Raw genomic sequence first — 21,334 nt, forward strand, 5'->3', positions numbered from 1 at the left:
GAACACCGCCGCCAGCGCCGTCAGTGCCGCCAGCACCGGGACCGGTCTCGGGACCGCACGCACCCTCACCTCGCTGCTCCCGTCAACGCGACGTCCATGGACTCGGGTTCGGCCGCCCGGCCGGGCCGCCGTCCGCGCCGTCGTACGACCGTCACGGCGGTCCCCGCCGTGAGTGCGCCCGCGACGCCCGCGACCGCACCCCAGGGCACGAACCGCGCCTCGGTGTCCGCCGTGTCGTGCGCGCCGTCCGCCGCCGTCGCCGTCAGCCGGACGTCGACCGCGTCCAGGGCGGGGTGGCCGGGCCAGGGCTCGCTGAGTGCGGTGCGGGTGCCGGGGGCGAGCCGGACCGGGAGGGTGCGCGCGGTCCGGTCGAGCAGGACCCGGCCGAACAGGCCGTGGGCGCGCACCGCCAGCTTCGGTGCGAGCACGGTCGTACCCCGGTTGACCAGCTCGTACGTGATGCGGTCACCGTGCACGGCGACGTGTTCGACGGTCAGCGCGGAGAGCGCGGGGCCGCCGACGCGCAGCCGGACGCGGACGGTGGCGGTGCGGCCGTCGGCGTCCTTCGCGACGAGCGTGCCCGTGCGGTCGCCGGGGGCCGCGCCCGCCGGGACGGTCACGGTGAAGGGGACGTCGGCGCGGGTCCGAGCGGGAACCCGGACGGTCGGCTCGGCGAAGGTGACGGGGACGCCGCTGCCGGTCAGCCGTACCGTGACGGGGTGGCCGCCGGAGTTGGTCACCGACACGGTGTCCTGGAGGGCCGATCCGGGGGTGCCCTCGGCGTAGAGGGAGGGGCGGCCGCCGCCCGCGGGCGCGAGGGACCAGCCCTCGGCGGCCGCTGCGCGCGGGGCGGCCGCGAGCAGGGTCAGCGCGGCGAGGCCGAGGACACGGGCGGCGGACCGGGCGGCGGGCGGGGCGGACGGCATGGGCGGCTCCAGCGGTCGGACCCGGAGGTCAGCGGCGTACGGTCTGGTTCCGCCGGGTCAGCCAGAGGGTGCCGGCCGCGCCCGCGAGCAGCACGGTGCCGCCCAGGGTGCCGAGGGCGACGAACGAGTCCTCGGGACCGGTCTTCGGGAGGGTGCCTCCGGAGTCGGTGCCGGTGCCGCCGGACGACGAGCCGGAACCGCCGGAGCCGCTCGACCCGCCGCCCGCCGCGGTCACGTCCAACGTCAGGGACGGGCCGGGGTTGTTGGTGGGGTTGCAGGTGGTCGTCGTACCGAGCGCCTTGATGGTGAGCGTGCCCGCCGTGAACGTCACCTTGCCGGACTTCTCCGGGGTGTAGGTGCCACTCAAGTCGTTGATCTTGATGGGGGTGTTGGCGGGGATCGCGGCCTGGTTGGCGGCGCCGGTGACGTTCAGGGTGCCGCTGTCGGCACCGCCGAGCTTGATGGTGGCGCTCGGGTTCATCGCGCCCTTGCCGAGTTCGACGGGGCTGGAGGAGACGCCCTTCTGCCAGGACATCGTGATCTTGTATCCGCTGCCGCTCTTGACGCCCTTGATGTCGATCGGGGAGACGGCGCTCTTGTCGCCGATCGGCGTCTTGCACTGGTAGTTGACGTTGACGACGGTGGCGTGCGCCGCGGGGGCGGCGAGCAGCACCGCCGATCCGGCCAGGGCGGCGGCGGACGCGAGCACGGCGGTACGTTTCGGGTACGACGACACGGTCGGTCCACCCCATTCGCTACTGACGAGGTATCAGATTCGGCCGTCAAGGTACGCCGGGGCCCATGAGGAGGGAAGAGAAAGGGCGTGGCGGAAGTGTGGGGATGCCGAAGCACCCCGGAAACGCCCCGTAGAGGCGCTGGGGGTGTCCCCGGCCGAAGGCTGCTGGGGGTATCCCCGGCCTAAGGCTGGGAGAGGATCTGCGCGACAAGCCCCGCCGGCCGTCAGCCGAAAGGCAACGCGACTCGGCGCCCGTTTACGCCGGTGCCCCCAGCTCCGCCCACACGGTCTTCCCGGCCGCCCCGGCCTCGCGCACAACCCCCCAGTCCAGACACAGCCGTTGCACGATGAACATCCCGTGCCCTCCCGGCCGCCCCGCCCGGTGCGGCGTCCGCGGCGCCGGCTGCCCGGCCCCCCGGTCGGACACCTCCACCCGGATCACCTTCCGGTCGCAGGCCAGGAACAGCTCGTCCGGCCCCTCCGCATGCAGGCACGCGTTGGTGACGAGTTCGGAGACGACGAGCAGCACGTCCTCGGCGGCGGCCCTGCGGTCGGCCGTCGCGGCCGGCAGCCACCCCCACGCGTGCAACGCCTGGCGGGTGAAATCGCGGGCAAGCGGTACCACCCCGCTCTCGCCGTGAAGGCGCAGCCTGCGGACCTGACGACCCCCCGCCGAGGCCGGCTGCTCGTCGGACGCCGCCCCCTCGGACATCCCCGAAGCGCCGCTGGGCTCCGGGCCGCGGTCGCCCGGCGGGTAAGGCCGGGTGGTGCTCATCAGCGCTTCACCTCACCGATTCACCGGTTCACATGGAAAATTTCGCGTTGCAGTTCGTACGGGCCCGCCGACGCGATCGACTCGAACAGGGCCGGGCGGCGACAGATCCAGAATCTCTCCTGCCCGAGCGATCCACGGGAACACCCCCCGGTTCCGGACGCCGGGCCGGCCGGGGCTCAGCCCTCGCCGCCGGTACTGCGAGCGCTGCCGGTTCCGCCGCCCCTGCCGTCCTCGTCGGCCAGCGCCGCCTCGACGGAGTCGTGCACGGTGAAGACCGCCTCGGCGCCGGTGATCTCGAAGACCCGGGCGACGACGGGCAGCATCCCCGCGAGGTGGACCCCGCCCCCGGCGGCCTCGGCCCGCAGCCGGGCACCCAGCAGCACGTTCAGCCCGGTGGAGTCGCAGAACTCCAGGCGTGAGCAGTCGACGACAAGGCGTGAGAACCCCTTGTCGAGGAGATCGTCGAGCGGCTCGCGCAACAGGTCGGCGGTGTGGTGATCGAGCTCACCCGCCGGAATCACGACGGCGCTGGAGCCTTCTTCCCGCACTTCCACCAGAAGTCGGCCCGACTGTGCGCTGCCGACCGTCCCGTGGTCCATTGCCGTCTCTCTCCCGAGGTCGTGACCGCTTTTGCCACCGTCTGACCGTTGTCTGACGATGCCCACCGATGTCTGCCGAACGCCGTGTCGGCGCCCTCGAACATTACGCCTTCTGCACGCAACCCGACACCCGAACTACCTCTCGAAACCGGACAAACCATAATAGAACGGACTTGCGAGTGGCTCGGCGGAGCGGGTAGGCCTAGTACAGACACGTAACCGACACGGCCGGCTTTGGAGGCGCCGCACACCGCAGTGCACGCACGGCTCCGGCAGCCTTATTGCCGAGAACGATGGAGGACACCATGTCACCCCGGCTCGACGCCTCGTACCCCCTGACGGCGACGTCGACACCCCCACCGGAACCACTGGATGCCATCGAGGGATTCTTCGCCGACCTCGGACTCCCGGAGATCCCCCCCTACGACGAGGTCGACGCGGTCGACGCGCGAGCCCTGTCCAAGACCCTCTTCGAGCGGCTGGAGTCGCTGGAGGAAGGCACGCACGAATATTCGTACGTGCGCAACACCCTGGTGGAACTGAACCTCGCACTGGTCAAGTTCGCCGCCTCCCGTTTCCGCTCCCGCAGCGAGCCGATGGAGGACATCATCCAGGTCGGCACCATCGGCCTGATCAAGGCGATCGACCGCTTCGAGCTCTCTCGCGGCGTCGAGTTCCCCACCTTCGCGATGCCTACCATCATCGGCGAGATCAAGCGTTTCTTCCGTGACACGTCGTGGTCGGTACGCGTCCCGCGCCGCCTCCAGGAACTCCGCCTCGACCTCGCCAAGGCGGGCGACGAACTGGCCCAGAAGCTGGACCGCGCCCCCACCGTCGCCGAACTCGCCGAACGCCTCGGCCTCTCCAACGAGGAGGTCGTGGAGGGCATGGCGGCGTCCAACGCCTACACCGCCTCCTCCCTGGACGCGCAACCCGACGAGGACGAGTCCGAAGGTGCCCTGGCGGACCGCATCGGCTACGAGGACCACGGCCTCGAGGGCATCGAGTACATCGAGTCCCTGAAGCCCCTCATCGCCGGTCTCCCGGCGAGGGACCGCACCATCCTCTCCCTCCGCTTCGTCGCGGGCATGACCCAGTCGGAGATCGGCGAAGAACTCGGGATCTCCCAGATGCACGTCTCCCGCCTGCTGTCCCGCACGCTCGTGCAGCTGCGCAAGGCGCTGACCCTGGACGAGTAGGCCCTGTAGGAGCAGGTCCTGGAGGAGCAGGTCCTGTAGCAGGTCCTGGAGGAGCAGGCCCTGGAGGAGCAGGTCCTGGAGGAGCAGGTCCTGGAGGAGCAGGTCCTGGAGGAGCAGGTCCTGTAGGAGCAGGGCCAGGCTCGACCGCCGCGCTGCTGGGGCGACGGGGATCCCCCCGCCGGCCCCCGCCCCGGCCCGCTGCGTCTTTGGCCAAAGCTGCCCCGCTACCGCGAGTCACACCCCAAACTGGCCGGTACGTCAGGAAGGACGGCCCGCGAGAAGGGGTGCACGATGGTCCAGGACATCCAGGGTGACCCACTGGGTGACCCACCCCCGGACGCACGCCTGACCGAACTCCTGCGCACCCCCACCTCCACCGCCTACCCGGCCCTCCAGGAACTCCGCGCCCGCCACCACCCCGCGGTCCTCGCCTACGCCCGCCTCTGCACGGCAGGCGACGCCGCGGCCCGCCGGCTCGCCGCGCAGACCTTCACCACCGCCGCCCGCGAGATCGCGCGCGGCGCCGAGCCGGTCGTGCCCCTGCGCCAGCACCTGCTCCTGCTCACCGCCCGGCTGGCGGCCGACTGGTCCGGCGGCGAACACTCCGCCGCCCTGGACCCCACCTTCCTGCTCGTCCTGAACTCCTCCGGTGCCCCCGGCGGCCCGACCCCGCCCCTGCTCCCGGCGTTCCAGTCCCTGCCGTCCCGCACCCAGGGCCTGCTCTGGTACGGCGTGCTGGACCGGGAACCCGCCGAGCGCACCGCGACCTACCTCGGCGTCACCCCCGAGGACGTCCGGTACGGCATCCCGCCCGCCCTCCAGTCCCTGGCCCAGGCCTGCCTGCGCGCCCGGCTGGCCGCCTCGGACGACCCGCGCTGCGCGGACTTCCGCCGCCTGATCGAGGAGTCGGTCCGCCCGGAGAACCCCCGCCACAGCCCCGACCTGCACGCGCACATGGCCCACTGCCCGCACTGCACGGCCGCGTTCGAGGACCTCACCGCGCTCCGCGACACCCCGCGCGAGACCCTGGCGGAGGGCCTGCTGCCGTGGGCCGGAACGGCGTACACCCGCCACGAGGCCCCGCCGGTCCCGCGCGCCGCCCCTGACCCCGCCCCACCCCGGCAGCGCCGCCCGACGTTCCGGCGCCTGCTCCTGACCTCCACGGCACTGGGCGTGGCCCTCGTCCCGCTGCTCCTCGTCCTCCTGGCGCACCGGGACACCCACACCCCCGACCCGGCCGCGGCCACCCCGCCCGCACCGAGTCCGCAGGTGACCGTGACGGCGACGGCGACGGTCTCTTCTCCGGCGCGGTCCAGGGTGTCCCCCACGGTGAGCGCCAGTGGTATGTCACATAGCACCGCCCCGACCCCGTCCCGGCGCCCCACCCCGACCCCCTCCCCCAGCCCCACCCCCAAACCCCCGGGAACGTCCTACGCCCAGGTCGTGAACCTCGCCACCGCCCGCTGCCTGGACGTCCGCGACGGCGACTTCGACGACGGGACCGACGTGATCACGGCCCCCTGCTCCGGCTCCGCCACCCAGCGCTGGCGGGTCGACCCGGAGCGGGACGTCCTGCAGTCCGCCGCGGACCCCGACTTCTGCCTGGACAGCCGGGGTTCGGTCGACAAGGGCGTCGGCATCTGGAGCTGCGCCTCGGTGGACGGCGACCACGGCGACAACCTCCGTTTCACCGTGACCCCCGACGGCGAGATCCGCCCGGAAATCGCCCTCGAAACGGCCCTCACCCCGACCGGCGACGACGGCCTCTCCCTGGACCGGGTGACCGACGAGACGCCCCAGCACTGGCGGGCGGGGGCGAGCTGAATGGCGACGGCTGTGACCGCGCGTTCGTGCTCGGGGGCGCCGTCGCCGGTGTCGAACAGGCAGCGCACTCCGCCGCTGTCGGCGGTGAGGTCGGTGAACGCCTTCCTGACGTTGGCCGACCGGGCGAACAAGCGGCTCATCCCCGACGTCGCCGCCCAGCACTCCACCGCCGCGTAGCCGGGGTGCAGGAACGACTCGAACCGGATCGCCGCGTAGATGTACCCGATCACCGCCGGGCAGGGTGACCTCAAGCGGCGGCACGGCACGTGCCGGTGGCGCCAGCCCGGCCAGGGGACGGAAGCCGAGTCACACGACCCGCACGCCCCGTTGCCACACCCCGCTGACCAGCGGCACCCCGGGCCGGTAGGCCAGGTGGACGTGGCTCGGGGCGTCCAGGAGGAGCAGGTCGGCGCGGGCGCCCGGGGTGAGGCGGCCGATGTCGGTCCGGCGCAGGGCCGCCGCGCCGCCCGCCGTGGCCGACCAGACCGCCTCGTCGGGAGTCATGCGCATGTCCCTTACGGCCAGGGCGATGCAGAAGGGGACGGAGGAGGTGAAGGACGAGCCGGGGTTGCAGTCGGTGGAGAGGGCGACCGTCGCGCCGGCGTCGAGGAGGCGGCGGGCGTCGGGCCATTCGGCGCGGGTGGAGAACTCGGCGCCGGGCAGGAGCGTGGCGACCGTCCGGCTGTTGGCGAGGGCGTCCACGTCCGCCGCCGTGAGGTGGGTGCAGTGGTCGGCGCTGGCCGCGTCGAGTTCCACGGCGAGCTGGACGCCGGGGCCGTAGGAGAGCTGGTTGGCGTGGATGCGCGGCGTCAGGCCCCTGGCCTTCCCCGCGGTGAGGATGGTCCGGGCCTGGTCGCCGTCGAAGGCGCCCTTCTCGCAGAAGACGTCGATCCAGCGGGCGTACGGGGCGCAGGCGTCGAGCATCTCGCCGGTGACGAGCTCGACGTAGGCGGCCGGGTCGTCGGCGTGGTCGGGCGACACGATGTGGGCGCCGAGGTACGTCACCTCGTCGGTGTGCCGGGCCGCGATGCGCAGGGCCCGCGCCTCGTCGGCGACCGTCAGGCCGTAGCCGGACTTCGTCTCGAAGGTGGTCGTGCCCTGCCGGAGGGCCTCGGCGAGGTAGTGCGTGAGGTTCCGCTCCAGTTCCTCGTCCGTGGCGGCGCGGGTGGCCGCGACGGTCGTCCGGATGCCGCCCGCCGTGTAGGAGCGGCCGGACATCCGGGCGTTGAACTCCTGGGTGCGGTCGCCCGCGAAGACCAGGTGGGAGTGGGAGTCCACGAAGCCCGGCAGCACCGCCCGGCCGCCCGCGTCGACCCGATTGTCAGTGGCGGGTGCTTTGCTGGATTCACCGGTCCACACGACACGGTCGTCCTCGATGACGACGGCCGCGTCCTGGATCAGGCCGAGAGGGGAGTTGTCACCGAGGGAGGGGTCGTTGGTGACCAGCGTGGCGATGTTGGTGATGGCGGTGCTGCTGCTCATGGTGTCCTCGTCGGAGTCCTGGGATTCCTTGTGGGGGCTGGTCGTCAGGCGCGGAGGGCTTCGACGGCCCGCGCGAGGGCCTGTGGCACGTCGGGTACGAGGGTGTGCGCGCCGTCCCGTACCACGTGACGGCCTCCGACGACCGTGTGCCGTACGTCCGCCGCGGTCGCCGCGAATACGGCCGTCTCGGCGCCCAGCCGCGGGAGCGGCCCCGCGGTTCTGACGGAGTCGAGGGCGATGGTCGTCAGGTCGGCGCGCATGCCGGTCGCGACGGCGCCGGCGTCGTCCCAGCCGAGGGCGGCGTGCCCGTCGGCGGAGGCGGCGCGCAGCAGGGCGGCGGCCGTCCAGTGGCCCCGGGTGCGGGTGCGCAGCCGCTCGTTCAGCTCCATCGCGCGGGCCTCTTCGAGCAGGTCGATGACGGCGTGGCTGTCGGAGCCGAGGGAGAGCGGCGAGCCCGCGCGCTGCAGGGCGACCGCCGGTCCGATGCCGTCGGCCAGGTCGCGCTCGGTGGTCGGGCACATGCAGGTGCCGGTGCCGGAGCCGCCGAGCAGCGCGATGTCCTCGTCCGTGAGGTGGGTGTTGTGGACGCCGGTGGTGCGCGGTCCGAGGACGCCGTGGTCGGCGAGCAGCCGGGTGGGGGTGCGGCCGTGGGCGGCCAGGCAGGCGTCGTTCTCCGCCGTCTGCTCGGACAGGTGCACGTGGAGCGGGGCCCGGCGCTCCTCGGCCCAGCCGGCCACGGTCGCCAACTGCCCGGCGGGCACGGCCCGTACGGAGTGGATCGCGGCCCCGATCCGTGCGTGATCCCGTTCCTTGAGAACTGAACAGCGTTCGGCCCAGGCCTCCGCGCTTCCGTCGGAGAAGCGCAGCTGGTGGGCGTTGGGCGGCTCGCCGAACCCCGAGGAGAGGTAGGCGGTGTCGAGGAGGGTGATCCTTATTCCGGCGTCGGCGGCGGCCGCGATCAGCGCCTCGCCCATGGCGTTGGGGTCGGCGTACGGGGTGCCGCCGGGGGCGTGGTGGACGTAGTGGAACTCGCCGACGCAGGAGACGCCCGCCAGCGCCATCTCGGCGTACACCGCGCGGGCGAGCGCGTGGTAGGTCTCCGGGGTCAGCCGGTCGGCGAAGGAGTACATCAGCTCGCGCCAGGTCCAGAAGGTCCCGGAGCCGACCTGGACGGTGCCGCGCAGGGCGCGGTGGAAGGCGTGCGAGTGGGCGTTCGCCAGGCCGGGGAGGGTGAGGCCGCGCAGCACCTCGGCACCCGGCGGCGGCACGGGCACCTCGGTGCGCACCGCCGTGATCCGGCCGTCGGCCACCTCCACGGCGACGCCGGGCTCGACGTTCGTGTCCAGCCAGGCGTACTCCAACCAGTACGTCGTCCGTGTCGTCACCCGCAGGCCAGCCCTTCCAGTACGTCGGCGAGCGCGCCCACCCCGGCCAGGCAGTCGTCCTCGGCCGCGGACTCGGCCGGGGAGTGCGAGACGCCGGTGGGGTTGCGCACGAACAGCATGGCGGTCGGGATGCTCCCGGAGAGGATCCCGGCGTCGTGTCCGGCCCCGGTGCCCAGGACGGGCACGGTGAGTCCGGTGTCCCGGCCGAGAATGCGCCCCAGCTCGTCGCGCAGGGCGTGGTCGAACTCGACGACCGGGGTGAACGACTCGCGGACCACGTCCAGGTCGATGCCGTGCGCCTCCGCGTACTCCCGGGCGGCCTTCTCGATGCCGCCGACGACGGTGTCGAGGGTGGCCTGGTCGGCGGCGCGGGAGTCGAGCCAGCCGCGCACCAGGGAGGGGATGGCGTTGACGCCGTTCGGTTCGACGGCGATCTTGCCGAAGGTGGCGACGGCACCGGCGAGTGCGGCCTCACGGCGGGCGGCGAGCACGGTCTCGGCGTACGACAGCATGGGGTCGCGCCGGTCCACCAGCCGGGTCGTGCCCGCGTGGTTGGCCTCGCCGCGGAAGTCGAACCGCCAGCGTCCGTGGGGCCAGATGGCACTGGCGATGCCGACCCGGTCGCCGGACAGGTCCAGCGCCCGGCCCTGTTCGACGTGCAGCTCGACGAAGGCGCCGATGCGGGCGAGCCGCTCGGGGTCGGGTCCGATGGCGTCGGGGTCGTAGCCGGCGGCCTCCATGGCCTGCGGCAGCGTGACGCCGTCCCCGTCGGTGAGCCGGTGGGCCTGCTCGACGGTCAGGTGCCCCGCGGTCAGCCGGGACCCGACACAGGCGAGCCCGAACCGGGCGCCCTCCTCGTCGCCGAAGTTGACGATGGCGAGCGGCCGGGTGAACTCGGCTCCCCTCCCCCGGAGTTCGTCGAGCGCGGCGAAGGAGGACACGACGCCGAGGGGGCCGTCGAAGGCCCCGCCGTCCGGCACGGAGTCCAGATGCGACCCGGTGACGACGGCGTTCCCGGCCGCCGGATCGCCGAGCCAGGCCCACTGGTTCCCGTTCCGGTCGACCTCGTACGCCAGCCCACGCGCCTCGGCCTGCTCCCGGAACCAGGCCCGGCAGTCGGCGTCGGCCCCGGTCCAGGCGAAGCGCCGGTAGCCACGGGAGCCGGCGTGCCGGCCGACCGGGAGCAACTCCTTCCACATGGAGTGGAAGGACGCCGCACCGGCGGCCGGCGTGGCACCGGGCCGCGCGTCCTCGCTCCGTACAGGCTGGGGGCAGTCGTTCCGCAGGGCGATGGGGGTCCCCCCGCTCGAACGAGGTTGAGAGTGGGGGAGGGCGGGCACGGCCGGAGCGGCAGGCGGCGACGGGACCTCAGCCCCCACCGGAGCGCTGCCGCTACGTCCCCCCTCACGGGCATTCACGCGTCGTCACCCTCGCGCATCGGCACCCGAACCCCCCGCTCCTCGGCGACCGACTCCGCGATGTCGTACCCGGCGTCCACGTGCCGGATGACTCCCATGCCGGGGTCGTTGGTCAGCACCCGGCGGATCTTCTCGCCGCCCAGCTTCGTGCCGTCGGCGACGGTCACCTGCCCGGCGTGGATGGAGCGCCCCATGCCGACACCGCCGCCGTGGTGGATGGAGACCCAGGACGCGCCCGACGCCACGTTGACCATCGCGTTCAGCAGCGGCCAGTCGGCGATCGCGTCCGAGCCGTCCAGCATGGCCTCGGTCTCGCGGTACGGGGAGGCCACGGAGCCGCAGTCGAGGTGGTCGCGGCCGATGGCCAGCGGCGCGGCCAGCTCGCCGCTCGCGACCATGTCGTTGAACCGCTCGCCGGCCTTGTCCCGCTCGCCGTAGCCGAGCCAGCAGATGCGCGCGGGCAGGCCCTGGAAGTGGACCCGCTCGCCGGCCAGCTTGATCCAGCGGTGCAGGGACTCGTTCTCCGGGAAGAGGTCGAGGATCGCCTTGTCGGTTTTGGCGATGTCGGAGGCCTCGCCGGACAGGGCCGCCCAGCGGAAGGGGCCCTTGCCCTCGGAGAAGAGCGGGCGGATGTAGGCGGGGACGAAGCCGGGGAAGGCGAACGCCCGGTCGTACCCGGCCAGTTGCGCCTCACCGCGGATGGAGTTGCCGTAGTCGAAGACCTCGGCGCCTGCGTCCATGAAGCCGACCATGGCCTCGACGTGGCGGGCCATGGACTCGCGGGCGCGGGTGGTGAAGCCGGCCGGGTCCTTGGCGGCGGCGTCGGCCATGTCCTCGAAGGCGATGCCGACCGGCAGGTACGACAGCGGGTCGTGCGCGGAGGTCTGGTCGGTGACGATGTCGATCGGGGCGCCCTCGGCGAGCATCCGGGGCAGCAGCTCGGCCGCGTTGCCCAGCAGGCCGATGGAGAGCGGGCGGCGGGCGTCGCGGGCCTCGGTGGCCAGCTGGAGGGCGTGCTCCAGGCTGTCGGCCTTCACGTCGAGGTAGCGGTGCTCGATACGGCGCTCGATGGCGCGCGGGTCGCAGTCGATGCAGATCGCGACGCCGTCGTTCATGGTGACGGCGAGGGGCTGGGCGCCGCCCATGCCGCCGAGGCCGGCGGTGAGGGTGATGGTCCCGGCGAGGGTGCCGTTGAACTTCTTGGCGGCGACGGCGGCGAAGGTCTCGTAGGTGCCCTGGAGGATGCCCTGGGTGCCGATGTAGATCCAGGAGCCGGCGGTCATCTGGCCGTACATGGTCAGGCCGAGGGCCTCCAGGCGGCGGAACTCCTCCCAGTTGGCCCAGTCGCCGACGAGGTTGGAGTTGGCAATGAGGACGCGCGGGGCCCACTCGTGGGTCTGCATGACGCCGACCGGGCGGCCGGACTGGACCAGCATGGTCTCGTCCTGCTTGAGGGTGCGCAGGGTGCGGACCATGGCGTCGAAGGAGCGCCAGTCGCGGGCGGCCTTGCCGGTGCCGCCGTAGACGACGAGCTTGTCGGGGTGCTCGGCGACCTCGGGGTCCAGGTTGTTCTGCAGCATGCGCAGGGCGGCTTCCTGCTGCCATCCCAGGGCGCTCAGTTCCGTACCGCGCGGTGCTCGTACGGGGCGGGGTCCTGACATGGTCTGCCTCCTAGCGAATGCCGGCCAGTGGAGTGTTCCTGTTGTTATTCACATCCTGACTCTCTGAATAGAACTAGTCAATACATTCGGTCCGCCAGCGCGGCCGCGTCCCGGATGTTTGGCTGGACGTATGGGTCTCAAGGGTGTGGACGATGACATGTCGGAGGACGACGGCGAGCGGGCCGGGCGGCGGGACGACGCCGTGCGGGCGGCGGTGGAGCAGGGACTGCTGGGGCCGGACGCGCCGATCGTAGGCCTGCTGGACGTGGCGGGCATCCGCGCGTCGGCCGCGGAGCTGCGCCGGGCGTTCGAGTCGGTCGCGGCGCCCGGCACCGCGATCCTGCACGCCTTCGCGGTGAAGGCGAACCCGCTGGTCCCGGTGGTGCGGCTGCTTGCCGGGGACAGTCTGGGCGCCGAGGTCGCCAGTGCGGGCGAGCTGGCGCTGGCACGGGCGGCCGGGGTGCCCGCGGAGCGGATCGTGTTCGACGCGCCCGCGAAGACGGCGGCGGAACTGCGCGAGGCGCTGGCACTGGGCGTCGCCGTGAACGCGGACAACCCGCAGGAGCTCCGGCGCCTGGACGCCCTCGTGGGCACGGGCACCACCGCCTCCACGCCACTCGGGATCCGGGTGAACCCGCAGATCGGCGCGGGCACCATCGGGGCCACCTCCACCGCGACCGCGACCTCGAAGTTCGGGGTGGGACTGCGGGACGAAGGGGCCCGGGAGTGGGTCGTCCAGGCGTTCGCGGAGCGGCCGTGGCTGACGCGGCTGCACGCGCACACCGGGTCGCAGGGGATCTCACTGTCCCTGCTGGCGCGGGGCGTGGCGGAGACGTACGCGCTGGCCGAGGAGATCAACGCGCGGGTCGGGCGGCGGCAGGTCGACACCCTCGACATCGGGGGCGGCCTTTCGGTCAACTTCGCCTCCGAGGTGACGGACCCGACGTTCGCGCGGTACGCGCGGCTGCTGGCGGAGGCGGTGCCGGGGCTGTTCGACGGGCGGTACGGGCTGGTGACGGAGTTCGGGCGGTCGCTGCTGGCGCGGCACGGCACGGTGGTGGCCCGGGTGGAGTACGCGAAGAGCTCCGGCGGGCGGCGGATCGCGGTGACCCATGCGGGGGTGCAGGTGGCGCCGCGGACGGTGTACGTGCCGGGGGCGTGGCCGCTCAGGATCGCCGCGTACGACGCGAAGGGGCGGCCCAAGGAGGGGGCGCCGGTGGTGCAGGACGTGGCGGGGCCGGCCTGCTTCGCGGGCGACCTGCTCGCCGAGGAGCGCCTGCTGCCGCCGCTGGAGCAGGGCGACCTGGCGGCGGCGCTGGACACCGGGGCGTACTACTTCGGCAGCCACTACTCCTACAACTCCCTTGCCCGGCCGGGGGTTTACGGCTTCGCTGCGGACGGCGACGGGGGCGTGGCGTTCGCCGTCGTACGGGAGCCGCAGACGGTCGCCGAGGTCGTGGCCGAATCCGGAGGGGCGCACGCCGACGCGCTCACCACCCTGCGCGCAACCGGGCGCTGTTGAGACACCTCGGACAGCAGTAATCAACTGGTGTGAAAAGCAGCCCAGTTGACCAACACTAGTCTGCCGGACGCATGTTCCACTGGAAAATGCCAAACGCCTCACCCCTCACGCACACGTTGCGTAGTGTCTGCGTCACTCAACCGGAGACCCACGCGGCGGGAGGGGAGCCTCGGTGCCCGGAATCGACGAGTGCTTACTGGAAGCCATGCGCCTGCCCGGTGCCCGGGGCGCCGCGCTGGTCGACTGGACCAGCGGGCTGGCCCTGGGCACGGTCGGGGAGGCCCCCGGCGGTGACCACGAGACCACCGCCGCGGAGGCCGCCGAGCTGGCCCGGCTGGCCGCCGAGCACGGGGCGTTCAGCACGGAGGACGACACCGAGGTGAGCCCCCCGGTGGAGGACCTGATCGTCAGCAACCGGGACAGCTACCACCTGCTGCGGTTCGTGGTCACGTCCTTCGACGCCACCGTGTTCCTGCACCTGTGGCTGACCCGCGAGGACGGCAATCTCGCCCTCGCCCGGATCCGGCTCGGCGAGATGGCCGAGCGGCTGGTGCTGGGATGACCGTGGTCGAGACACCCCCGCCGCTGCCGGTCCGGGACCGGACGGCCCTGCACGAGAGAGCGCCCGGCGCGCTCTCCCCGATGCTGATACGCCTCGCCGAGGAGCGGGCCACCGGTGTCCTGGTCCGCGAGCACGGCATCCTGCACCTGGCCGAGGGCCGCGTGGTGCACGCCGAGAGCCCCCTTGCACCCGGCCTCGACGTGCTCCTCACGGCCCGCGGCACGCTCGACGCGGCGGTCTGGCCCTGGACCGACGACATACCCGCCGCCGTCCGCCGGCTGCTCGCCACCGGCCTGCTCCCGCGCGGCGCCCTGGAGGTGTGCCGGCTCGGCTCCCTGTACGACGCCGGCTACTTCGCGCTGGCGCCCAGCAGCACCCCGGGGCGGTTCCGGTACGGCACCACGGCCGCCGTGGAACCGCTGTCCGCCGTCCCCGTGGCCGCCCTGGAGCGCGAGACCCTGCGCCGCCGCGCGCTGCTGCACCGCATCTGGCCCGACCCGTCGGCGGACGGCGCCCCGCTGATCCGCGCCGACCCCCTCGCACCACCGCCGGTCACCCCCCGGCAGCGGGCGGTCCTGGGCCGGGTGGACGGCGTCCGCACGGCCCCGCAGATCGCCCGGGAGCTGGGCAGACCGGCCTTCCACACGCTGGTGGACGTACGGCGGCTGGCGGCGGCCGGACTCCTCGCGCCGAGGAACACCGCGCCCGTCCCGCCCCCGATTCCCCCCGTCACCGACCCCGACATCGCGCTGCTGAAGAGGCTCAGGGATGCGCTGGAGGCCCTTTGAACGGCACCGCCCCGCCGAGAGGAGACAGCTGATGGCGGCAGAACCCGGCAGCTCCGACAGAGAGGCCGTCCTCGACGAACTGCACCGGTTGCGCACCCGGATGCCCCAGCTCACCGGCGCCCTCGCGGCCGGTGTCGACGGCCTCGTCGTGGCCCACGACTGCCCGGGCGTCGACCCGGAGGGCCTCGCCGCGCTCACCGCGGCCGAACTCGGCGTCGCCGTCCGGGTCTCCGACGCCACCGGCAAGGGCGAGCTCAGGGAGCTGCTGGTGCGTGGCGAGGACGGCTACGTCGCCACCTACGCCGCCGGGCGCAGCGCCGTGCTCACCCTGCTCGCCGAGGACCGGGTGAACGTCGGCCGGCTCCACCTGGAGGGCCGCCGGGCCGCCGCCCGGATCGGCGAGATGGTCGACGCCGCCGAGGCCGCCGCCAAGGCCCTGCGCCCGGCCCGCGCCACAGCCACACGGACCAGAACCACGCGCACGCCTCGGACCAGCACCACCACCGACGCGCGCACCGCAACCGACAGTTGAAAGGAACCAGAAAGTCATGGCCAACACCGAAACCGCCCTGAAAGAGTGCCTCACCTCCATCGAGGGCGCGACCGGCGTCGCGCTCGTCGACTACACCAGCGGGATGGCGCTGGGCACGATGGGCGGCAGCAAGACCTTCGACCTGAACGTGGCCGCGGCCGGCAACACCGACGTGATCCGCGCCAAGATGCGCACCATGGAGCACCTCGGCCTCAAGGGCGAGATCGAGGACATCCTGATCACGCTCTCCAACCAGTACCACCTGATCCGGCTGCTCAAGGGCCGGGGCGGCAACGGCCTCTTCCTCTACCTGGTGCTCGACCAGGCCCGCGCCAACCTGGCGATGGCCCGGCACCAGCTGAAGAGGATCGAGGAGGACCTGGAGGTCTGACCGGACCTCACACCAGCGCCGCGGTGCGGCGGCGGGCCCCGCCCGGGGCCGCGTCGCCCGCCGCGACGCCGGTGGCGCGGTACGCCTTGACGGCCTTGCCGGCCGGGCGGCCGCCACGCCTGTCGAGCCAGTCGACGCGCAGCCACACCAGCTGCTCGCCGGCCTTCTCCCGGCGGCCCAGCCAGGCCGCCTTCAGGCGCAGCCCGGTGCCGGTCCCGGCGAGCAGCATGCCACCGGCGGCGGGCACCACGAAGGCCGAGCCGAGGGCGACGGCGAAGGCCAGCAGCAGCCACCAGCGGTGCCCCCGGCGCCAGTTCCGCACGGTCACCGCCCGGTCCTGGAGCACGTCGTGCTTGCCGGCCCGGGCGGTCCCGTGCAGCAGGGCGGTATACCGCTTGCGGCGGGTGAGCGCCACGACGGCGGCGCCGACGATGAACAGCGCGGCCCCGGCCATGACGCCGATGCGGCGCCCGGTGAACCCCGGCGGCAGCACCCCGACGCCCGCGGCGAACACCCCTGACCACCACAGCGGCGCGGCCCCGGCCCGTACGACCACGGCCACCCGGGCCAGGCCCTGTCCGCCGCGCCCCTCTCGTCCCGCACGCGCCATGTCCGCAGCCTCCTCGCCGGTGTCGGTCCAGTCCGTAGGGCGGGACGCTAACCAGCGAACGTGAGACGAGTATTAAAGAAGCCTTCGGCGCGGGTTCACTCCACGAACAGGCCCCGCGCCGCCGCCCGGGTGTCGAACTCCTCGAGCCGGGCCTGCGCGTCCGGCAGGTCGTCGCACATCGCCTCCAGGAGCACCCGGCCGAGCAGCATCGGCGCGCACGCCGTGTCGAAGGCGAGCCCGGTGCCGACGGCGGCCGGCAGCAGCAGGTCGGAGACCTTGGCGACGGGCGCGAAGGCGGAGTCGGCGACGGTCACCACGGTCAGCCCGGACTCCTTGGCATAGCCCAGGGTGTCCACGACCTCGCGCGGGTGCCGGGGCAGTGCGAAGCACAGCAGCGCCGAGGCTCCGGCGAGGACGGCCGCGTCGATGCGGTCGTGGATCATCGTGCCGCCCTCGTGGAGCAGCCGGACGTCCGGATGCACCTTGGCGGCGAAGTAGGCGAAGCCGTACGCCTGCGAGGCGGCGGCGCGCAGTCCGAGGACCGGGAGCGGCCGGGAGGCGGCCAGCAGCCGGCCGGCCTGCTGCACCGGGCGCGGGTCGGCGAGCACCTCGGCGAGGTGCCTCAGGTTCTCGATCTCGGCCTCGACGGCCTGCTGGTACTCGTTGTACGAACCGTTTCCGGCCGCCTGTTCGGCGGGGACCACCTCGCGCAGGTGCTTGCGCAGCGCCGGGTAGCCGTCGAAGCCGAGGGCGACCGCGAACCGGGTGACGGAGGGCTGGCTGACCCCGGCCAGGTCGGCCAGCTCCACGCTGGACAGGAAGGGCACGTCGGCGGCGCGCCGCACCATGCTGTGCGCGATGCGCCGCTGGGTCGGCGTGAGCCGGTGCCCCTCGAAGAGCGCCTGCAAGCGAGTCGCAGGGCTGTCGGTCACGTTCATGACGTGCTCCCCCTCCAGATGTCCGTGAACCGGTCGAGCAGCCCGGCCGCCGCGGTGACGTCGTCGGTGAGCGGCCGGTCGGCCGGGTCCGCCTCCAGCGCCGCCTCGGCGAGCTCCAGCGCCCGCCCGGCCCCGAGCCCGGGGTCGGGACGCAGCTCGCGCTGGCGCAGCGCCCGTACGGCGGCGACGAGTTCGCAGCCGACCACCAGACGGTACGCACGGCAGGCGCGCAGCGTTTGACGGGCGGCGAGCGAGGCGAAACTGGCCTGCTCCTCGACGCCTCGGGAGAGTACAGCGTGCCCGAGGGAGGCGGGCGCGGAGAAGGCGCGCAGGTCGCCGAGGGCGGCGCCGGCGGCGTACTCCAGGATCATCACGCCGGAGGAGGCGGGCTCCTGGTCGGCGAGGAAGGGGCGCAGGCGGGTGAAGGCGGGCTCGTTGAGGGAGGAGAGGCGGGACGTGGACAGGCGTGCGACCTGGGTGACGGCGAGCCGGAAGTGGTCCAGGGCGAGGGCGAGCTGGGCCTGGTAGAAGCCGCCGTGGTGGTAGGCGGCCAGGTCCTCGGGGGAGATGAGGGGGTTCTCGGCGGCCGCGTTGATCTCGATCGCCAGCACACCTTCCAGGGCGTCGGCCGCGTCGTGGGCCGGGCCGTGTATCTGGGGCAGGCAGCGGAAGCCGTACGGGTCCTGGATCCGGCCGAGCGGCGGGGTCGGCCGGTCGGCGGCGCCGATCAGCTCCCGCATCCGGCGGGCCACCTCGACGCTGCCGCGGTGCGGGCGGGCCGCGTGCACGGGCGCCGCGAACGCCTCGTGGGAGCCGTCCACGGCGAGCAGTGACAGGGCCGCCACCACCTGGGTGGCCTCGATCAGCCCGCGCAGTTCGTGCAGGGCGAGCGCGGACTGGCCGAGGGTGAGGGCGTTGCTGCTGATCAGGGCGAGGGCGTCGTTGTTGTCCAGCGGCTGCGCAGCCGGCGCCCCGGCGCCCCGCCAGGGGTGCTCGCCCGCCAGCGCGAGGCCCATCTGGGCGAGGGCCGCGATGTCCCCGGTGCCGACCGAGCCGAACTCGTTGACGATCGGGTACGCGCCGGACTCCAGCGCCTCGCACAGGGCGGTCACCACTGTCGGCCTGAGGCCCGCGCCGCCCGCCAGCAGCTGGTTGGCGCGCACCGCGAGCATCGCGCGGACCTGGCGGGCGGGCAGTTCGTCGCCGATCGCCCCGGCGTGGCTGCGCAGCAGCCGCAGCCCGTGTCCGGCGGCGGCTTCGGTGGGCACGTCCTCGTTCCGGTTGGCGCCGACGCCGGTGGAGCGGCCGTAGACGCGGCCGGTCGCGGCGATCTGCCGGGCGGCGTTCCAGGACTCCTCCGCGCGCCGCATCGCCTCGGTGCCCGGGACCGGGCGGGCGGTGCCGTCGGCGAGGTGTACGACGTCCTCGACGCCCATGCCGATGCCGTCGAGGACCACCAGGCCGGAAGGCGCTATTCCAGGAGCGTCCACGATACGAGACGACATCACGCCCAAACCTCCCTCAATCCGGACACTCGATCTTGTCCATCGGTCATCCGTTACCTCGGATTAACGCGAGACCGTTGACAACCTATTCACCTACCGAGAACTCTGCATGACGTTATACAGCCGGGCAAGGGACATCTCATGATCCAGTTCGACGCGGTCCACAAGCGCTTCCCCAACGGCACCACGGCAGTTCACGATCTCTCGCTGGAGATGCCGGAGGGCGGGGTCACCGTCCTGGTCGGCTCCTCCGGTTGCGGCAAGACCACCACCCTGCGGATGATCAACCGGATGGTCGAGCCGACCTCCGGCACGATCAGGGTGAACGGCAAGGACGTCACCGAGCAGGACGCCGCCGAACTGCGCCGGTCCATCGGGTACGTCATCCAGCAGGCCGGCCTCTTCCCGCACCGCACGGTGCTGGACAACGTCGCCACCGTCCCGCTGCTGCTCGGCTGGAACCGGAAGAAGGCCCGCGCCCGCGCCGCCGAACTCCTGGAGACCGTCGGCCTCGCCGCCGACGCCGGCAAGCGCTACCCGCACCAGCTCTCCGGCGGCCAGCAGCAGCGCGTCGGCGTGGCCCGCGCGCTCGCCGCCGACCCGCCCGTCCTGCTGATGGACGAGCCGTTCGGCGCCGTCGACCCGGTGGTGCGCACCCAGCTCCAGGACGAACTGATCCGGCTGCAGAAGGAGTTGAACAAGACCATCGTCTTCGTCACGCACGACGTCGACGAGGCGGTCCGGCTCGGCGACCGGATCGCGATCTTCCGCACCGGCGGCCACCTGGTCCAGTGCGCCCCGCCCGAGGAACTCCTGGCCCGTCCGGCCGACGACTTCGTGGCCGACTTCCTCGGCGCCGAACGCGGCCTGAAGCTGCTCTCCCTGAAGACCCTCGCCGAGGTCCCGCAGGGCCCGGCACCCCAGGGCGGCACCTGGACCCTCGTCCTGGACACGGCGGGCAGGCCCCTGCACTGGGCCGCGAAGGACGCCGAACTCCCCGTCCGGCCGCTGGCCGACGGCGACTCGCTGCTCGCGGCGCTCGACGAGTCGATCGCCTCCCCGACCGGGCTCGTCGCCCGCGTCGACGCCGAGGGCAGGCTCACCGGCGTCTCGTCCCGCGACGACATCCACGCGCACGCCGGCCAGGCGCACAGCGCGGCCCGGGTGGTGGCGGCATGACGATCGACTGGTCGTGGATCGGCGACCACACCGACGACCTCACGAGCCTCACCCTCTCCCACCTCCAGGCCGCCATGACCGCCGTCTTCTTCGGTCTGGTGATCTCGCTGCCCCTCGCGGTGGTCGCACACCGGGTCCGCCCGCTGCGCGGCTTCCTGCTCGGCCTGTCCAACGTGCTCTTCACGATCCCCTCGATCGCGATCTTCGTGCTGCTGCTCCCGGTCAGCGGCCTGACCCGGACCACGACCGTCATCGGCCTGACCGTCTACACGCTGGTCGTCCTGCTCAGGAACACCGTCGAGGGCCTGGACTCGGTCCCCGCGAAGACCAAGGAGGCGGCGAAGGCGATGGGCACCCGCCCGCTGCGCACCCTCCTCACCGTCGAACTCCCGCTCGCCCTCCCCGTGATCATGGCGGGCGTCCGGATCGCCACGGTCATGTCCATCTCGCTGGTGAGCGTCGCCACCTACATCGGCGACGGCGGCCTCGGCCAGCTCTTCACCGACGGCTTCCAGCGCGACTTCCCGACCCCGGTGATCGTGGGCGTGGTCCTCACGATCCTGCTCGCGGTGGTCGCGGACGCCCTGCTGGTGGCGCTCCAGTACGCACTGACCCCGTGGCGGCGGAGGCGAGCCTGACATGTACGAACTCCTCAAGAACCTCGGCACCTGGCTGACCAGCGGCTCCCAGTGGGCCGGGCAGGACGGCATCGCCCACCGCCTCGCCGAGCACCTCCAGTACTCGCTCCTCGCGACCCTGATCGCGGCCGCGATCGGCCTCCCCCTCGGCCTGCTGATCGGCCACACCGGCAAGGGCGCGTTCCTCGCCATCAACCTGGCGTCCTTCGGCCGCGCCCTGCCGACCGTCGGCCTGGTGGTGCTGGTCTTCCTCGCGGGCGGCCTGTCGATGCTGCCGGTGTACGTGGCACTGGTCGCCCTCGCGGTCCCGGCGATCGTCACCAACACCTACGCCGGGATGACGGCCGTCGACCCGGACGTGAAGGACGCGGCCCGCGGCCAGGGCATGCGCGGCCACCAGGTCCTGTTCCAGGTCGAACTCCCGCTCGCCCTCCCCCTGATCATGACGGGCCTGCGCCTCGCGCTCATCCAGGTCGTGGCCACCGCCACCATCGCCGCGTACGTCTCCTTCGGCGGCCTCGGCCGCTACGTCTTCGACGGCCTCGCCCAGCGCGACCTCGTCCAGGTGCTCGGCGGCGCGGTGCTCGTCGCGCTCGTCGCCGTCGTCCTCGACCTGCTCCTGAGCACCCTCCAGCGCTTCCTCTTCCGCCACCGCACTGCCTAG

22 protein-coding genes are annotated in these 21,334 nt (G+C 73.0%); 11 read left to right on the forward strand and 11 right to left on the reverse strand.

Annotation, left to right across the window (positions count from 1 at the left end; all coding sequences use genetic code 11):
- Positions 1-65 precede the first annotated feature (65 nt).
- The 4 genes from ACZ63F_RS06800 to ACZ63F_RS06815 form a co-directional block, all read right to left on the reverse strand.
- The gene (locus ACZ63F_RS06800) at positions 66-926 is read right to left on the reverse strand and encodes a hypothetical protein (RefSeq protein ID WP_469709421.1); all 861 of its coding nucleotides are present in this window, start codon (positions 924-926) and stop codon (positions 66-68) included.
- Between the two features lie 28 nt (positions 927-954).
- Positions 955-1,635, reverse strand: coding sequence for an LPXTG cell wall anchor domain-containing protein (locus tag ACZ63F_RS06805; RefSeq protein WP_469709422.1), 681 nt, complete (start codon positions 1,633-1,635; stop codon positions 955-957).
- 283 nt (positions 1,636-1,918) lie between these two features.
- Positions 1,919-2,437: an ATP-binding protein gene (locus ACZ63F_RS06810; RefSeq protein WP_351961794.1), complete on the reverse strand. Its 519-nt coding sequence runs from the start codon at positions 2,435-2,437 to the stop codon at positions 1,919-1,921.
- A gap of 176 nt (positions 2,438-2,613) precedes the next feature.
- The gene (locus ACZ63F_RS06815) at positions 2,614-3,036 is read right to left on the reverse strand and encodes an STAS domain-containing protein (RefSeq protein WP_352365364.1); all 423 of its coding nucleotides are present in this window, start codon (positions 3,034-3,036) and stop codon (positions 2,614-2,616) included.
- Between the two features lie 305 nt (positions 3,037-3,341).
- Between ACZ63F_RS06815 and ACZ63F_RS06820 the strand changes: the two genes are divergently transcribed.
- The 3 genes from ACZ63F_RS06820 (at position 3,342) to ACZ63F_RS06830 (ending at position 6,236) form a co-directional block, all read left to right on the forward strand.
- Positions 3,342-4,235, forward strand: coding sequence for an RNA polymerase sigma factor SigF (locus ACZ63F_RS06820; RefSeq protein ID WP_457695420.1), 894 nt, complete (start codon positions 3,342-3,344; stop codon positions 4,233-4,235).
- A gap of 291 nt (positions 4,236-4,526) precedes the next feature.
- Positions 4,527-6,059: an RICIN domain-containing protein gene (locus ACZ63F_RS06825; RefSeq protein ID WP_469709425.1), complete on the forward strand. Its 1,533-nt coding sequence runs from the start codon at positions 4,527-4,529 to the stop codon at positions 6,057-6,059.
- Positions 6,060-6,107: 48 nt separating this feature from the next.
- Complete coding sequence (locus tag ACZ63F_RS06830; protein ID WP_469709427.1) at positions 6,108-6,236, forward strand: hypothetical protein; 129 nt, start codon at positions 6,108-6,110, stop codon at positions 6,234-6,236.
- A 129-nt stretch (positions 6,237-6,365) separates the two neighbouring features.
- On the opposite strand, the gene hutI is transcribed toward ACZ63F_RS06830, so the two are convergent.
- The 4 genes from hutI to hutU all read right to left on the reverse strand — a co-directional run bounded on the left by hutI (position 6,366) and on the right by hutU (position 12,005).
- The gene (gene hutI, locus ACZ63F_RS06835) at positions 6,366-7,541 is read right to left on the reverse strand and encodes an imidazolonepropionase (protein ID WP_390640053.1); all 1,176 of its coding nucleotides are present in this window, start codon (positions 7,539-7,541) and stop codon (positions 6,366-6,368) included.
- 44 nt (positions 7,542-7,585) lie between these two features.
- Complete coding sequence (locus ACZ63F_RS06840) at positions 7,586-8,926, reverse strand: formimidoylglutamate deiminase (protein ID WP_469709429.1); 1,341 nt, start codon at positions 8,924-8,926, stop codon at positions 7,586-7,588.
- Complete coding sequence (locus tag ACZ63F_RS06845) at positions 8,923-10,125, reverse strand: allantoate amidohydrolase (RefSeq protein ID WP_469709432.1); 1,203 nt, start codon at positions 10,123-10,125, stop codon at positions 8,923-8,925. The genes ACZ63F_RS06840 and ACZ63F_RS06845 overlap by 4 nt, the downstream gene beginning before the upstream one ends.
- Before the next feature lie 215 nt (positions 10,126-10,340).
- Positions 10,341-12,005: a urocanate hydratase gene (hutU, locus tag ACZ63F_RS06850; protein ID WP_382724490.1), complete on the reverse strand. Its 1,665-nt coding sequence runs from the start codon at positions 12,003-12,005 to the stop codon at positions 10,341-10,343.
- A gap of 130 nt (positions 12,006-12,135) precedes the next feature.
- Here hutU and ACZ63F_RS06855 point away from each other — a divergent pair, with 130 nt between their 5' ends.
- From ACZ63F_RS06855 to ACZ63F_RS06875, 5 genes are all read left to right on the forward strand, one after another.
- Positions 12,136-13,527 (forward strand): type III PLP-dependent enzyme domain-containing protein, encoded by a 1,392-nt coding sequence (locus ACZ63F_RS06855; RefSeq protein WP_469709435.1) that lies wholly within the window; start codon positions 12,136-12,138, stop codon positions 13,525-13,527.
- Positions 13,528-13,699: 172 nt separating this feature from the next.
- Positions 13,700-14,089 (forward strand): hypothetical protein, encoded by a 390-nt coding sequence (locus ACZ63F_RS06860; RefSeq protein WP_046731666.1) that lies wholly within the window; start codon positions 13,700-13,702, stop codon positions 14,087-14,089.
- Positions 14,086-14,877, forward strand: coding sequence for a transcriptional regulator (locus tag ACZ63F_RS06865; RefSeq protein ID WP_469709437.1), 792 nt, complete (start codon positions 14,086-14,088; stop codon positions 14,875-14,877). Before ACZ63F_RS06860 ends, ACZ63F_RS06865 begins: the two co-directional genes overlap by 4 nt.
- 31 nt (positions 14,878-14,908) lie before the next feature.
- On the forward strand, positions 14,909-15,409 hold the full coding sequence (locus ACZ63F_RS06870; RefSeq protein ID WP_352365378.1) for a roadblock/LC7 domain-containing protein: 501 nt from the start codon (positions 14,909-14,911) through the stop codon (positions 15,407-15,409).
- Positions 15,410-15,425: 16 nt separating this feature from the next.
- Positions 15,426-15,800, forward strand: coding sequence for a roadblock/LC7 domain-containing protein (locus tag ACZ63F_RS06875; protein WP_293994087.1), 375 nt, complete (start codon positions 15,426-15,428; stop codon positions 15,798-15,800).
- 7 nt (positions 15,801-15,807) lie between these two features.
- Here ACZ63F_RS06875 and ACZ63F_RS06880 read toward each other — a convergent pair whose 3' ends face one another.
- The 3 genes from ACZ63F_RS06880 to ACZ63F_RS06890 form a co-directional block, all read right to left on the reverse strand.
- Positions 15,808-16,410 carry a hypothetical protein gene (locus ACZ63F_RS06880; RefSeq protein WP_469709442.1) on the reverse strand — a complete coding sequence of 201 codons (603 nt, stop codon included), beginning with the start codon at positions 16,408-16,410 and terminating at the stop codon, positions 15,808-15,810.
- Between the two features lie 95 nt (positions 16,411-16,505).
- Positions 16,506-17,348, reverse strand: coding sequence for a MurR/RpiR family transcriptional regulator (locus ACZ63F_RS06885; RefSeq protein WP_352365384.1), 843 nt, complete (start codon positions 17,346-17,348; stop codon positions 16,506-16,508).
- Positions 17,345-18,853 (reverse strand): aromatic amino acid ammonia-lyase, encoded by a 1,509-nt coding sequence (locus tag ACZ63F_RS06890; protein ID WP_469709445.1) that lies wholly within the window; start codon positions 18,851-18,853, stop codon positions 17,345-17,347. Before ACZ63F_RS06890 ends, ACZ63F_RS06885 begins: the two co-directional genes overlap by 4 nt.
- A 141-nt stretch (positions 18,854-18,994) precedes the next feature.
- Here ACZ63F_RS06890 and ACZ63F_RS06895 point away from each other — a divergent pair, with 141 nt between their 5' ends.
- From ACZ63F_RS06895 to ACZ63F_RS06905, 3 genes are read left to right on the forward strand one after another with little or no spacing between them, the layout of a single operon-like run.
- Positions 18,995-20,032 carry an ABC transporter ATP-binding protein gene (locus ACZ63F_RS06895; protein WP_352365388.1) on the forward strand — a complete coding sequence of 346 codons (1,038 nt, stop codon included), beginning with the start codon at positions 18,995-18,997 and terminating at the stop codon, positions 20,030-20,032.
- Positions 20,029-20,670, forward strand: coding sequence for an ABC transporter permease (locus ACZ63F_RS06900; RefSeq protein ID WP_352365390.1), 642 nt, complete (start codon positions 20,029-20,031; stop codon positions 20,668-20,670). The genes ACZ63F_RS06895 and ACZ63F_RS06900 overlap by 4 nt, the downstream gene beginning before the upstream one ends.
- A gap of 1 nt (position 20,671) precedes the next feature.
- On the forward strand, positions 20,672-21,334 hold the full coding sequence (locus ACZ63F_RS06905) for an ABC transporter permease (protein ID WP_469709449.1): 663 nt from the start codon (positions 20,672-20,674) through the stop codon (positions 21,332-21,334).

Source organism: Streptomyces sp. NPDC104761, from assembly GCF_055583445.1.